This window comes from Antrihabitans cavernicola (assembly GCF_008297975.1).
GTDB classification, from domain to species: Bacteria; Actinomycetota; Actinomycetes; order Mycobacteriales; family Mycobacteriaceae; genus Antrihabitans; species Antrihabitans cavernicola.
Window position 1 is genome coordinate 38,485 of sequence record NZ_VLNY01000002.1, and the last position, 14,380, is coordinate 52,864.

Annotated in this window: 10 protein-coding genes; 7 read left to right on the forward strand and 3 right to left on the reverse strand. The window is 64.9% G+C overall.

Annotated features, from left to right (window positions below; genetic code table 11):
• Positions 1-14: 14 nt before the first annotated feature.
• Positions 15-1,679 carry a glucose-6-phosphate isomerase gene (gene pgi, locus FOY51_RS03880; RefSeq protein WP_149428914.1) on the reverse strand — a complete coding sequence of 555 codons (1,665 nt, stop codon included), beginning with the start codon at positions 1,677-1,679 and terminating at the stop codon, positions 15-17.
• A 63-nt stretch (positions 1,680-1,742) separates the two neighbouring features.
• Here pgi and FOY51_RS03885 point away from each other — a divergent pair, with 63 nt between their 5' ends.
• On the forward strand, positions 1,743-3,194 hold the full coding sequence (locus FOY51_RS03885; protein WP_149428915.1) for an NAD-dependent succinate-semialdehyde dehydrogenase: 1,452 nt from the start codon (positions 1,743-1,745) through the stop codon (positions 3,192-3,194).
• 31 nt (positions 3,195-3,225) lie between these two features.
• Here the strand turns inward: FOY51_RS03885 and FOY51_RS03890 are convergent, their stop codons facing one another.
• The gene (locus FOY51_RS03890) at positions 3,226-3,519 is read right to left on the reverse strand and encodes a chorismate mutase (RefSeq protein ID WP_149428916.1); all 294 of its coding nucleotides are present in this window, start codon (positions 3,517-3,519) and stop codon (positions 3,226-3,228) included.
• A 381-nt stretch (positions 3,520-3,900) separates the two neighbouring features.
• Between FOY51_RS03890 and FOY51_RS03895 the strand changes: the two genes are divergently transcribed.
• Complete coding sequence (locus FOY51_RS03895) at positions 3,901-6,402, forward strand: UvrD-helicase domain-containing protein (RefSeq protein WP_149428917.1); 2,502 nt, start codon at positions 3,901-3,903, stop codon at positions 6,400-6,402.
• Between the two features lie 6 nt (positions 6,403-6,408).
• On the opposite strand, the gene FOY51_RS03900 is transcribed toward FOY51_RS03895, so the two are convergent.
• Entirely contained in the window at positions 6,409-7,431 is a 1,023-nt protein-coding gene (locus FOY51_RS03900) for a M23 family metallopeptidase (RefSeq protein ID WP_235916104.1), read from the reverse strand.
• 294 nt (positions 7,432-7,725) lie between these two features.
• On the opposite strand from FOY51_RS03900, the gene FOY51_RS03905 reads away from it, so the two are divergent.
• From FOY51_RS03905 to FOY51_RS03925, 5 genes are all read left to right on the forward strand, one after another.
• Positions 7,726-9,528: a hypothetical protein gene (locus tag FOY51_RS03905; RefSeq protein WP_149428918.1), complete on the forward strand. Its 1,803-nt coding sequence runs from the start codon at positions 7,726-7,728 to the stop codon at positions 9,526-9,528.
• A 116-nt stretch (positions 9,529-9,644) separates the two neighbouring features.
• Positions 9,645-10,841 (forward strand): ADP-forming succinate--CoA ligase subunit beta, encoded by a 1,197-nt coding sequence (sucC, locus tag FOY51_RS03910; RefSeq protein WP_149428919.1) that lies wholly within the window; start codon positions 9,645-9,647, stop codon positions 10,839-10,841.
• Positions 10,842-10,855: 14 nt separating this feature from the next.
• Positions 10,856-11,770: a succinate--CoA ligase subunit alpha gene (gene sucD, locus FOY51_RS03915; RefSeq protein ID WP_149428920.1), complete on the forward strand. Its 915-nt coding sequence runs from the start codon at positions 10,856-10,858 to the stop codon at positions 11,768-11,770.
• 143 nt (positions 11,771-11,913) lie between these two features.
• On the forward strand, positions 11,914-12,957 hold the full coding sequence (locus tag FOY51_RS03920) for a DUF5336 domain-containing protein (RefSeq protein ID WP_149428921.1): 1,044 nt from the start codon (positions 11,914-11,916) through the stop codon (positions 12,955-12,957).
• A 77-nt stretch (positions 12,958-13,034) separates the two neighbouring features.
• On the forward strand, positions 13,035-14,327 hold the full coding sequence (locus FOY51_RS03925; RefSeq protein WP_149428922.1) for a cell division protein PerM: 1,293 nt from the start codon (positions 13,035-13,037) through the stop codon (positions 14,325-14,327).
• Positions 14,328-14,380: the final 53 nt, after the last annotated feature.

A 14,380-nucleotide genomic window follows, 5' to 3' on the forward strand; every position in this document is an offset into this window, starting at 1 on the left:
AACCGCGATCTCGCCTAGACGGGCCGACCGCGCTCCGTGCGATACCAGCGGACCAACGCATCTGTGGACGAATCGGACTGCTGCGCAGGAGCTTCCGCATCGGTGAGCACAGGCCCAAGTGCAAGAGCCTGTTGCTTGCCCAACTCGACGCCCCATTGATCGAACGGATCGATGCCCCAAATGGTGCCTTCGACGAACACTTCGTGCTCGTAGAGCGCGATCAACTGGCCGACGACGGACGGCGTCAGCTTCGGTGCGAGGATAGTGGTGGTGGGCCGGTTGCCCGGCATCACCTTGTGCGGCACCACATCTGCCGCCGTTCCCTCGGCCGCGATCTCCTCCGCCGTCTTGCCGAACGCCAGCACCTTGGTCTGCGCGAACAGATTGCTCATCAAGATGTCGTGCATGCTGCCGGTGCCGTCGATGGTCGGCAGGTCGTCGGTCGGATCGGCGAACCCGATGAAGTCGGCAGGAATGAGCCGTGTGCCCTGATGCAGCAACTGATAGAAGGCGTGCTGGCCGTTGGTTCCTGGTTCGCCCCAGAAGATTTCGCCTGTCGACGTGGTGACCGGCGTGCCGTCGGCCTGCACGGACTTGCCGTTGGATTCCATCGTCAACTGCTGTAGGTAGGCGGCGAAGCGGGCGAGATCGTTGGAATACGGCAGCACGGCGCGAGATTCGGCGCCGAAGAAGTTGGAATACCAGACGCCGAGCAGTCCGAGGATGGCCGGCACGTTCTGCTCGAGTGGCGTTGTCGCGAAGTGCTGGTCGATGGCGTGCATGCCCGCGAGGAACTCGCCGAAGCGCTCCTTGCCGATCGTTGCCATCACCGACAAGCCGATCGCCGAGTCCACCGAGTAACGGCCGCCGACCCAGTCCCAGAACCCGAACATGTTGGCAGTGTCGATTCCGAATTTCGCGACACGATCGGCGTTGGTCGACACAGCAACGAAATGTTTTGCTACAGCGTCCTTTTGATCCACGCCATCACCGAGCTGAGCGAGGAGCCAGCGCCGCGCCGCCGTCGCGTTGGTCAGCGTTTCCAACGTTGAGAAGGTCTTGGAGGCGATGATGAACAGCGTGGTCTCGGGGTCGAGGCCTGCCAACTTCGCCACCAGATCGGCGGGATCGACATTGGAGACGAATCGGGCGGAGATGCCGGCATCGGCGTAGTGACGCAGTGCTTGGTAGACCATCACCGGGCCCAGGTCCGAGCCGCCGATGCCGATGTTGACCACCGTGGCGATGCGCTTGCCGGTGACGCCGACCCACTTCCCCGAACGCACATCGTCGGTGAAGCTACCCATCCTGGTCAGGACCTCGTGCACGTCCGCGACGGCATCTTGGCCGTCGACCGTCAGCGTCGCGTCGGACGGCAGTCGCAGAGCGGTGTGCAAGACCGCACGATCTTCCGAGGTGTTGATATGCGCGCCCGAGAACATGGCGTCGCGACGTTCTTCGACACCGGCCGCCCTCGCCAAATCGATGAGCAGCCTTACGGTTTCACGATCGATGCGGTGCTTGCTGTAGTCGACGTACAGGTCTGCCGCAGTGCCCGTCAGCTCGGTGCCACGAGCGGGGTCTGATTCGAACAGGTCCCGGATGTGCTTGCCGGAGATTGCCGCGTAGTGGTCTTGCAGGTTCTTCCACGCCGGGGTGCCGGTGATGTCGCTGCTCATATCGACAGAGCCTAATGCCCGAACTAGATGTGTGTCGGGGTTCGACAAGTGCATGCTGGATGAATGGATCAACGTGAGCTTCTGGATTCGATTCCCACACAACTATGGATCGGCGGTGAGCCGATCGATGCCGAGGGTGGCGCCACTTTCCCGGTTCGCGACCCCGCGACCGGTGACACCCTTGTCGAGGTAGCCGACGCCACGCCGGCGGATGCGATGCGCGCGCTCGATGCCGCCGTTGCGGCACAACGCGACTGGGCCGCGACGCCAGCGCGTGAGCGAGGCGAGATTCTGCGCGCCGTGTTCGAAGCCATCACCGCGCGTGCTGACGACATGGCCTTGCTCATGACCTTGGAGATGGGCAAAGCCATCGCCGAGAGCAAGGCCGAGATCAAGTACGGCGCCGAGTTCTTTCGCTGGTTCTCGGAGGAGGCTGTCCGTATCGCTGGGCGCTACCAGCCCGCTCCTGCAGGCAACGGCCGCATTCTCGTCACCCGGCAGCCGGTCGGTCCCTGCTTGGCGATCACGCCGTGGAACTTTCCGCTGGCCATGGGGACTCGCAAGATCGGGCCCGCGTTGGCTGCCGGCTGCACGATGATCGTCAAGCCTGCGTCGGAGACACCGCTGACCATGCTGCTGCTGGCGCAGCTGTGTGCCGAGGCGGGGCTGCCGAAGGGGGTGCTGTCGGTCGTGACCACCAGCAAGTCGGGGGCGGTGACCGCACCGCTGATCGACGATCCGCGGTTGCGCAAACTGACGTTCACCGGTTCGACCGGGGTCGGCAAGAAACTCGTCGAGAGTTCGGCCAAGGGATTGCTGCGGACATCGATGGAATTGGGCGGCAATGCGCCGTTCGTCGTATTCGACGATGCCGACATCGACAAGGCGGTCGAGGGCGCCATGTTGGCGAAGCTTCGCAACGGCGGCGAGGCGTGCACCGCGGCCAATCGGTTCCACGTGCAGCGGTCTGTGCTCGCAGAGTTCACGTCGAAGCTGGTCGAGAAGATGTCGAGCATGAAGCTCGGTCTCGGAACGGATCCGGAAACCAAGCTGGGGCCGCTGGTCAACGCCGACCAACTCGAGACCGTCACCGAACTGGTGGACGACGCGGTAGCCGCAGGGGCGACGCTGAGCCTCGGCGGGTCGGCACCCGGGGGTGCCGGCTATTTCTATCCCGCGACCGTTCTCACGGACGTGCCGGACACGGCTCGGATTCTGAAGGAAGAGGTGTTCGGTCCCGTCGCGCCGATAGTCGGTTTCGACACCGAGGACGACGGCATAGCGGCTGCCAACGACACCGAGTTCGGGCTGGTCGCCTACATCTACACAGAAAACCTCGACCGCGCGCTACGCGTGGCCGAGGCTCTGGAAACTGGAATGGTGGGTGTCAATCGCGGCGTGATCTCCGATGCGGCCGCCCCGTTCGGCGGAGTGAAGCAGTCGGGGTTCGGCCGCGAAGGAGGGTTCGAAGGCATCAACGAGTACCTGGAAACCAAGTACATTGCGTTGACCTAGAACCGGGCGCGGGGCGCCCGGTCGCACGTGATCAGTGACCGAGGCGCCCGCGGCCGAGTCGAAGCAGGAGCATGGCCAGCGTGTGACCCTCCTGGCCGAGTTCGCTGAACCGCTCCAGCACCTTCATTTCGCGGCTGTGCACCAGCCGGGTGCCGCCCGATGCCATGCGAGTTCGCCCGATGATTCGGGAGACCTCGGTGCGCCGCTTGATGGCAGCGAGGATCTCCGCGTCGAGCTTGTCGATCTCCTTACGAAGTTTCTCGATCTCGGCTTCGCTTTGAGGCAGTGAAGAATCCGAGTCGGTTGTCTTGGTAGGGCTGCTCATATCATCTCCTCATGTCAGAACGTGGATCGCTGATCAACGTCGAGTCGTTACCGATCCACGTTCCAAGTCCATAACCGACCGCGAGCCCTGCTCTGGACCCCCGACGGGTGGACGTGTCTGATCCCTAACGGCAGCTGGCATCTCCGGTCTGGAGCGCAGGCGCTGTTGCGGGTCGGACGCTGATCATGAAAAACAGTCTGCCACGGGTGTGTACTCCGTCAAAACATAATGAGAGTGTGAATTGTCGCAATATTGATGTCTCGCTCCTTTGTGTTGTTGACCTGGGACTCTTAATCCAGTCGTGATTGGGTTGTTATCTGGACGCGTGACCGGCAGGTGCTGGAATGGAGTGTCGGTACGCGCCGGTAGCGTTGAAGGACGATGAACACAGTGATGAAGGCCAAGACCAGGAACGGGGCGGCAAGCGACGCCGAGTCGGCCGCTGCTGCGCTGCTCGACGGGCTCAACCCCCAGCAACGCGAAGCCGTCGTTCACGAGGGCGCTCCGTTGCTGATAGTCGCGGGGGCGGGGTCGGGCAAAACGGCGGTCCTGACCAAGCGGATCGCCTATTTACTCGCGGCCCGGAGCGTAACTCCAGGTCAGGTTCTCGCCATCACGTTCACCAACAAGGCCGCAGCGGAGATGCGCGAGCGCGTGATCGAGCTGGTCGGGCCGCGGGCCCGCAACATGTGGGTGTCCACCTTCCACTCGAGCTGCGTGCGCATCCTGCGGATGCAAGCTGCCTTGCTGCCCGGACTGACGTCGAACTTCTCGATCTACGACGCCGACGACTCCCGGCGCCTGCTGACGATGATCTCCAAGGATCTGGAGATCGACACCAAGAAGTTCACGGCCCGGTTGCTCGCCACCAGCATCTCGAACCTGAAGAACGAGCTGATCGGCCCCGAGCAGGCAGTCACCGACGCCGAGTCGGAGACAACGGAGATGCCGAGGCTGGTCGCGAAGGTCTACACCCAGTACCAACGCAGGCTGCGCGCCGCGAATGCCATGGATTTCGACGACCTGATCGGCGAAACGGTCGCCTTGTTGCAGAACTTCCCGCAGGTCGCAGAGTACTACCGCAGGCGGTTCCGCCACGTGCTCGTCGACGAGTACCAGGACACCAACCATGCGCAATACGTGCTGATCCGGGAGATTTCCGGGGCGAGCGCAGCGACGGGGGGAGATCCGGTCGAGCGAGAACCGAACGGTCCGGCACCTGCAGAGTTGTGTGTCGTCGGTGACGCCGACCAGTCGATCTACGCCTTCCGCGGTGCGACCATTCGCAACATCGAGGAATTCGAGCGCGACTACCCCGATGCTCGAACCATCCTGCTCGAGCAGAACTACCGCTCGACGCAGCACATTCTGTCGGCCGCCAATTCGCTGATCTCGCGCAATGCGGGTCGACGGGAGAAGCGGCTGTGGACCGATTCCGGAGACGGCGACCTGATCACCGGGTACGTCGCAGACAACGAACACGACGAGGCATCGTTCGTCGCACGCGAGATCGACAAGCTGGTCGACGATGGCGAGACCAAGTTCAGCGACGTCGCGGTGTTCTACCGGACCAACAACTCCTCCCGTGCGCTGGAGGAGATCTTCATCCGGCTCGGCCTGCCGTACAAGGTGGTCGGCGGGGTGCGCTTCTACGAGCGCAAGGAGGTCCGCGACGCCGTTGCGTACCTGCGCGTCATCGACAATCCGGAGGACACCGTCAGCTTGCGGCGAATCCTCAACACGCCGCGTCGTGGCATCGGTGACCGCGCCGAGGCGTGCGTTGCCGTGCACTCGGAACAGCGCGGAATCAGCTTCTCGGCGGCGTTGCGCGACGCAGGCGAGGGCAGGGTGCCGCTGCTCAACACGCGTTCGGAACGCGCCATCGCGTCGTTCCTGGAGTTGATGGATGGCATTCGATCGGTCGGGACGCTGGCGGACGGCTTCTTCGACGTCGGCGAGGTCGTCGAGGCAATCCTCGACCGCACCGGGTATCGCGCCGACCTGGAAGCCAGCAGCGATCCGCAGGACGGCGCCCGCCTGGACAACTTGAACGAATTGGTCAGCGTTGCGCGCGAGTTCAGCTCGGAGGCGCGCAACGCGTTGGGTCAGGAGGAGATCGAGGCAGCGATCGCCGATTCCGCGCCACCTGCCATCGAATCCGGCGAACCGGATGCCACTGAAGGCGAACCCGATCCGGGCTCGCTTGCGGCGTTCCTCGAACGGGTGTCACTCGTTGCCGACACCGACCAGATTCCCGACAACGGTGACGGCGTCGTCACGATGATGACGCTGCACACGGCGAAAGGCCTCGAGTTTCCCGTCGTCTTCGTGACCGGCTGGGAGGACGGCCAGTTTCCGCACATGCGGGCACTCGGAGATCCGAACGAACTGTCCGAAGAACGGCGCCTCGCTTACGTCGGCATCACGCGTGCGCGACGCAGGCTCTACCTGTCTCGAGCAGTCGTCCGTTCGGCATGGGGTCAGCCCATCGCCAACCCGGAATCGCGTTTCCTGCAAGAGATTCCGGGTGAACTCATCGATTGGCGTCGGCTCGATCCCGGTGCCTCGTTCGGCGGTGGTCGATCGTCCGGCGGGTACTCGCAAGGCGGGGGAGCTGGGCGCGATTGGAGTCGGCGCGAACGGCCAGGCTGGCAGTCGGAGAGCTTCGGCAGCAGTAGGACTTCGATTCCCGCGGCTAAGAGTCGCAACACGATGGGCCTTGTGCTCGATGTCGGAGACCGTGTCAGTCACGACAAATACGGGCTCGGCAGTGTCATCGCGTCCGACGGTGTCGGCACTCGCGCCACGGTGACCATCGACTTCGGAACGGCGGGCAAGGTGCGGTTGATGCTGATCGGCGGTGTGCCGATGGTGAAGCTCTGAGGTTGGTTAGTCGACCTCGGGGCCGAGGCTGATGCCGCGCGATGCGAGCCAAGGCAGCGGATCGACCTTGTCCTTGCCGTTGAGCCAGACTTCGAAGTGGCAGTGCGGGCCGGTGGAGAAGCCTCGGTTGCCCATCTTCGCGATCTCGTCGCCTGCCATGACGTGTTGACCGACATGAGCGGTCGCCGAGTCGATGTGGCCATAGACTGTGATGGTGCCGTCCGCGTGCTTGAGGCGGATCCACATTCCGAATCCGGACGCCGGACCTGCATCGATCACTTCACCGTCTTCGACGGCGAGGATCGGAGTGCCGATCGCGTTGGCGAGGTCGACGCCGAGATGCTGTGTGCCCCAACGCCCTCCGAAGCCGGACGTGAACGTGCCGTGGCTGAAGGTCGAGAACAGCGGGCGCATCTTCGCGGCCTCGGCGGCTGCGCGCTCCTGGGCGAATTTCTGGCCCTTGGAAAGCAGGTTGCTGAACTGGCCGAGGTCGGCGGGTGCCGCGACGTTGAGAACCTGTGGCGCGGAAGACTTGCTGTCCTGAGCGGCGGCCGGCTTTGCGGCACCGTTCGTGTTGCCGACGAACTGCACGGCCTGCGGAACGGCAGTGGAGCCTACCGCGGTGCCCTGTGCGGCGTCGAGGCTGATTTCCGACGTCGAGGTGTCCGTGTTCGGCGCGTCGGTGAGAGCTGCCTGACCCGCTGCGACGACAGCACCCGCAGCGACGGCCACAACGGCCGCACGGCCCTTGAGGGCGGTGGGAGGTGCCGGCAGTCGGTGAGCGCCGCCGCGCCGCGCAGGAGCGCTCTGAGTGCGCTCCGCGGGGGCGGGCTCTGCGAACCAGTCGTAGTCGTTGAGTGCCGCGCTGCGATCGGGCCACGTGTAACGCGACTCGGGCTGCTGCGGATATTCGTGCAGATCCTCGTCGGCGGAATGATCCAACATCACGGACGGCGAGCCGTACTCGCTGCGACCCTGGTAGCGGAACTCGAAGTTCCCACCCGATTCGTACGCTGCGGGATTCGTCACGAAGCTTCGATCGTTGAACCGCTGGTGGCCAAGCGGAGTGCGGTGTTGCGACAAGGCGGGCCGTCCTCCTCCGTGACCTGGCTGTGACTTATGACTGGCCGACGGTAACGAAATGATTGCAACGAACGCAAGTTATCCACGGATTGGATTCGAATATGTGAGATGCATCACAGATCGAGCTGGCAAAATGTAAGAACCCTCCAATCGGTCCGTTGCACTCTCGAAACACCTGTTGCAATCCCGAGATATCGACGTTGCGCGTCGGGTAGCGGCGGAGACGCTAGCGTCACAGTTGTGTCGGCACCCTCAGACTCCGAATCGGACAGCTCCACCGGCCTCATCGGCTGGATCGCGGTGGGGTGCGGACTGCTCGCGGGGCTGGTTCTCGCTCTGGCTCCGGTGTTGCGCGTCGTTCGCTCGCAAGAGGGTGTCGCGGCGAACGCGATCGGCACCGCGGCAGTTGTCGCGGGTGTTGCGGCACTGGCCGGGCCGATCGCGGCCGCGGCTGCCCACGCGATGCGCAGAAGCGCGCTCGCCGGCGGCTTGCTGGTAGGCGGCGGCGTGCTCGCCGCCCCCATGATCGCGCTCGACATCCAGCTCTTCCGCGATCCCATCGACGCCAACCGATTCGAGCTCTTCCGGCCGGAGACGGCGTCGCCGCTGACCGCTGGGCCGGGTGCTTACCTCGTGATCGGTGCGCACAGCTTGGCCGTAGTCGCCGCGATACTCGGCGCGATGACGATCGCGCGGGCAGCGCTGGACGACGGTTACGGCCAGTCCGCTCACCAGGAACTCTCCGGCCGTGTCGTGACGGTCCGGGCGGGCGCCGTCGCTTCGGCCTCGGTAATTCTGGTGGCCGCGGTGTGGGCGGTGCTGCAGTTCGTGCCTGCATGGACCTCGACCGATTCGGTGATCGTCGTTCCGCTCATCGTCACGTCCGGTGTCGTCACGCTTGCCGGCACCATCGCGCTCGCCGTTGCGATCGTCGCCGTCGTTGCCGGAGCGCTTGCCGCCACGTCGCCCGACGTAGCTGCGGGCGCGATCGCAAGCGTTGGGGTCGGCGCGCTGGGTATAGCCGGCGCCCGTTTTGCGGCAGGCATCGCCGACGACTCGCTCGACACCACGACGGCGACCGTCGTTGCGACCGCCGCAGCCGCCGTGCTGGTGATCGTGGGCGCGGCGATCCCCGCGATCGTCGACCTGCGAGACGGCAGAGACGCTCGACGCTCGACGGTAGCTGCAGCGGGCGATCGAGCCGCGTCTTCGTTGGCGCTCGCCACAGTCGCCAAGTGGCACGTGGCCGCAGGAGCAGCTGGTATTGCAGCCTCACTGCTGGTCGGCGCAGGGGCGCTGTTGCCTGTGCTCGCAATCCCCGACGGGCACGACGCCCCACAGATATATGCGACGCGGTTGGCCATCGTGGGTGCGGCGGTATTGCTCGTTGGATCTGTTTTTCTGTTTCTCTCCGAATTCGCTGCCGTCGTACGGCCTGCGATCGGGCCGCTGGTCCTCGCCGTCGTTGTGGCAGCAGGCGGTGTTCTGCAGGCGACCGTCGAGGGAATGCGAATCCCCGGCGTCGGAATCGGCGCGGGCTCGGTAGCCATGATTCTGGGCGTTGTCGCGGCAGCAGCGACAGGTTTGCTCGTGTGGTGCGCGGGCTCGGCCGAGCGGGACGACATCGATCGTTCGACGGAGCCGGTGATAGATCGCACCGCGGTGATCGTAGGTGCGGCGGGCGCACTGGCAGCGGTGCTTGCTCTGGGATTGCCGCTCTACCGCGGTACCGATGTCGACGCGGCGTCGTTCGTGCTGCCGTGGGGATTCGATTCGTGGGCGCAGGCGTCACTCGGTGCCGGAATCGTCGTGATCGTGGCGATAGCGCCCCGAGCACGGCCTGCTCGCGCGCTGTCGATGCTGACGGGTGCCGCGATCGCGATGGTTGTCTATCTCGTCGGGTGGCCGTTGACCGTGGGTCGCGCAGACGGTGCGGGCGTCGGGCTCGGCGTGCCCTTCGCCGTGATCGCCATCGGCCTGCTGATTGCTCAAGCGCTGGTGATCGCACGGTCCACGAAGTCGGCCATACCGACCTCCAGGTGATCTGGGCCACATAGCATGTATGCGGACGATTACCCGCTGATCGCAGTAGCTAAAGTCCGAAGCTGACCCGCTCCTACCCCTCGAGCGGGTGTCAACGTAGACGAGACGGTGAGCATATGGATCTCTTCGAATACCAGGCGAAAGAGCTCTTCGAAAAGCATGGAGTTCCTTCGTCCAAAGGCCGCGTGACAGACACGGCGGACGGTGCCCGACAGATTGCCGAAGAAATCGGCAAGCCGGTCATGGTCAAGGCCCAGGTCAAGGTCGGTGGCCGCGGTAAGGCGGGCGGCGTCAAGTTCGCGAACAACGCGGACGAAGCTTTCGAACACGCTCAGAACATTCTCGGACTCGACATCAAGGGTCACGTCGTGAAGAAGCTTCTGATCGCAGAAGCCAAAGACATTGCGGAGGAGTACTACATCTCCTTCCTCCTCGATCGCACCAACCGCACCTACCTGGCCATGTGTTCGGTCGAAGGCGGCATGGAAATCGAGGAAGTTGCAGCAACCAAGCCCGAGCGGCTTGCCAAGGTTCCGGTGGACGCCGTCAAGGGTGTCGACGTCGCGTTCGCCCGCAGCATCGCCGAGCAGGGCCACCTGCCCGCCGAGGTGCTGGACGCCGCGGCCGTCACCATCGCCAAACTCTGGGAGGTCTTCGTCAAGGAAGACACCCTCCTCGTCGAGGTCAACCCGCTGGTGCGTACGCCCGACGATCAGATCCTTGCTCTCGACGGCAAGGTCACGCTCGACGGCAACGCCGACTTTCGACAGCCGGGCCACGAAGAGTTCGAGGACAAGGACGCCACGGACCCGCTCGAGCTCAAGGCCAAGGCGAACGACCTCAACTACGTCAAGCTCGACGGCCAGGTCGGCGTCATCGGCAACGGTGCCGGTCTCGTGATGTCCACGCTGGACGTCGTCGCCTACGCAGGCGAGAAGCACGGTGGCGTCAAGCCCGCCAACTTCCTCGACATCGGTGGCGGTGCCTCGGCGGAGGTCATGGCGGCCGGACTCGACGTGATCCTCGGTGACGAGCAGGTCAAGAGCGTGTTCGTCAACGTCTTCGGTGGCATCACCGCATGCGACGCCGTCGCGAACGGCATTGTCGGCGCATTGAAAGTACTCGACGACGCGGCAGCATCTTCTGGTCACTCCGCAGGCTCCGCTCCCGGCAAGCCGTTGGTTGTCCGCCTCGACGGCAACAAGGTCGACGAGGGTCGCAAGATTCTCGAAGACGCCGCACATCCGCTGGTGACGCTGGCCCAGACCATGGACGAAGGCGCCGACAAGGCCGCCGAGTTGGCCTCGAAGTAAGGACTGAAGCACACATGTCTATTTTCCTGAACAAGGATTCCAAGGTCATCGTCCAGGGCATCACCGGCGGCGAGGGCACCAAGCACACCGCGCTGATGCTCAAGGCGGGTACGCAGGTCGTCGGTGGTGTGAACGCGCGCAAGGCAGGCACCACGGTCACCCATGCCGCCCAGGACGACTCAGCCGTCGAGTTGCCTGTGTTCGCTTCTGTCTCGGAGGCCATCGAGAAGACCGGTGCCGACGTATCGATCGCGTTCGTGCCGCCGAAGTTCGCCAAGGACGCCATCATCGAGGCCATCGACGCGGAGATCCCGCTGCTGGTGGTCATCACCGAGGGCATTCCGGTGCAGGACAGCGCGTATGCCTGGGCCTACAACGAGTCCAAGGGCGAGAAGACCCGCATCATCGGGCCCAACTGCCCCGGCATCATCACCCCCGGCGAGTCGCTGGTCGGCATCACGCCCGCCAACATCACCGGCAAGGGCCCCATCGGCTTGGTCTCCAAGTCCGGCACCCTGACCTACCAGATGATGTACGAGCTGCGTGACCTCGGCTTCTCCACCGCCATCGGCATCGGTGGCGACCCGGTCATCGGCACCACCCACATCGATGCCATCGAGGCATTCGAGAAGGATCCCGAGACAAAGCTGATCGTGATGATCGGTGAGATCGGCGGCGACGCCGAAGAGCGGGCAGCCGATTACATCAAGGCGAACGTGACCAAGCCGGTCGTCGGCTACGTCGCAGGCTTCACCGCACCCGAGGGCAAGACGATGGGCCACGCAGGCGCGATCGTCTCCGGTTCCTCGGGCACGGCGCAGGCCAAGCAGGATGCGTTGGAAGCCGCAGGTGTCAAGGTCGGCAAGACGCCGTCCGCGACCGCAGCGCTCGCCCGTGAAATTCTGCAGAACGCCGCAGTCACAGCCTGACAGTTGGACTCGAGAGGGCCTCCAGGTAGCCGCGAACGGCTACTCGGAGGCCCTTTCTCGCGTGTGGAACCGGTTCGCACAGCCAGCGCTGATGTTCGTGCAGTAGCGTCGGGGTGTTCAGTCGACCGCGTAGAGGAGAAGACATGTCAATCCCGACCGGGGGATCAGGATTGGGCGGCGCAGCTGCGCCTACCGAATCGAATTCGAAGAGCCTTCCGCAACTGCTGGGCCTCGGCACCGCAGCGTTGGGCGTGCTCAACTTCCTGCTCGGTTTCACGGCCTTCGCGAAGATCGAAGGTATCGAAGCATTGGGCGGCACAGCCGATTCCGCGCGCAACTACTTCGAGATCGGCACCCCGGTCATCGCCTTGGCGTTCCTGCTGTTCGGTGGCCTGTTGGCCGCGGCGGCGCTGTTGCCGAAACAGGATTGGGACGGCGCTGCCGCGGTCGCGTCGATCGTCGGGTTCGTGACGCTGCTCTTCCTCGCCTTCAGCCTCACCGAGGGACTTGCACTTGCCTACGGCGGTTACCTGGTCTTGGCGCTCGGTTTCGTGCAGGCGTTGGTCGCGGTGGGCGTGTTGCTGCTGAAGACCGGTGTCGTCAAGGCGCCCGAGAAGAAGCCGGCGACCGCGTTCGGCGGCAGTTTCCCCGGCGCAGGTCAGAGTGGTGCGCCCGGGCAGTCGTACGGACAGCCGCAGGGCGGTCAATACGGACAACCGCAGCAGCAGAGTTGGGGACAGCCGCAGAGCTACGGCGCTCCCGCACAGGGTCAGGGTCAGCAGGGACAGGGTCAGCAGGGACAGGGCCAGCACGCTCAGGGTCAGCCTGCTCAGCCGCAGCCGGCTCAGCCGCAGGGTTGGGGTGGTCAGCAGACTCCGGGCTATGCCAGCCCGTACGGTCAGCAGCCGACCTACGGTCGCCCCGACCAGCAGTACCCGCGCCAGGATCAGTCGTCCGGTCAGTTCGGTGGCTACACACCGCCTGCTGCTCCGTACCAGGGTGGCCAGCCGCAGACACCCCAAGTTCCGACGCCCCACGCTTCGACACCGCCTGCCGAGGCGCCCACGCAGCAGTATCAGGCGCCGAGCCAGGGATCGCAGGCCTTCGGTGCGCCGAAGCCACCGGAAGCCACACCCCCGCAGGATGCGACTCAGGCATTCCGGGCGGGCAAGGACGACGAGGACTGACGTGGCGTTGATGTGACTTCCGCTGTCGTCGGCGCGCCTTCGCGACCGACGGCAGCGGAACTGTCACGCTCGGAGGGATGAGCGCCCTGCTGGACAACGAAACCCGTAGCGAGAGCGGACCTGTCGTCGGCGAACCGTCTCCCTCGCTGACGCCGGAACGCGCGAAAGCTCTGCTCGTCGTCGCCTTCCGACCGGTGATCGTCGCGCTGGTCCTGATCGCGACCGCGACCGTCGTGACCTTGGTGATCGCGAACAGCGAGCTCACCGGAACCTCCGGCGCAATCGCGGCCGGCTGGCTCGCGGTGCACCAGGTACAGCTGACGATCGGGTCGGCATCGTTGGGCGTGCTTCCGCTTCTTCCGACGCTGGGCCTCGTCTGGCTGGTCGCGCGCACCACGGCTCGTGCCGTGACGGACAGCAGCACCCGACGCGAGATCGGCTGGGTCGTCGGTGCCGCGGTCGGCGGTCCGCTGGTCGTCACAATCGTCGGTCTTGCCGTGATCAAGGACGCCTCAGGCGTCATCGCGTTGGCACCGCCGAACACGCTGGCATCGTTCGCGTGGGTGTTGGCCTTGCATCTATTCGGCGCCGGCTTAGGAATCGGGTTCCGGCTGCGCAGTCAGGTCATGCAGCTGGTCGAACTTCCGCCCTGGGTAGGCGCCGTCGGCACTCTCGCGTTGCAGGCCGGCCGCCGACTGGCCATCGGAGCGACCGTTGTCACCGTGGTCTCGCTGTTTGCGCATTGGTCGAATCTGACGTCGTCGCTCGACACCGCCGACGGCTTCGTCGGCGGCCTCGGCATGACCGTTCTTTCGCTGCTCTACCTGCCGAACGTGGTGGTTGGCGCCGGCGCGGTCGTGACGGGATCCGCCTTCCATGTCGGTGCAGGATCGGTCGGATTGTTCTCGGTGGTCGGGGGCCCGGTGCCCGGACTGCCGGTGCTCGCCGCGGTTCCTGCAGGCCCGGCCGCACCGTGGTGGCCCGCGCTCCTGGTGCTCCCTGCTGTCGTGGGCGTCGCACTCGGTCGCGAAAGCGCGCGGGTCTGTGCTGATCGGATCTCGGCGGCTCAGGCTGCTGCTGCCGCTGCCGGGATCGTCGGTGTCGCAATGGCGTTGCTCGGGCTGATCGGGGGCGGCAACCTCGGGGTCTTCGGGCATGTCGGAGCCGATGCCTTCCTGTTCGGCCTGTTGTCCTTCGCATGGCTTGCCCTGCTCGGTGCGGGGGCGGCCATGGTGCTGGGTCACCGCGCGTCGGTGGAGGTCGACGAGGATGAGCCGGAGGTCGCCGACGAGGTCTTCGCGGTTGCCGACGACGCCGAAGACTCCAGCGAGGCCGACCTGCCCGAAGAGTCACAAAAAGGTGACGACTAGTCTTTAGGCGGGTCGATCCCTTCGGGGCGCCCGTCCGTTTCCGTCACACGTCG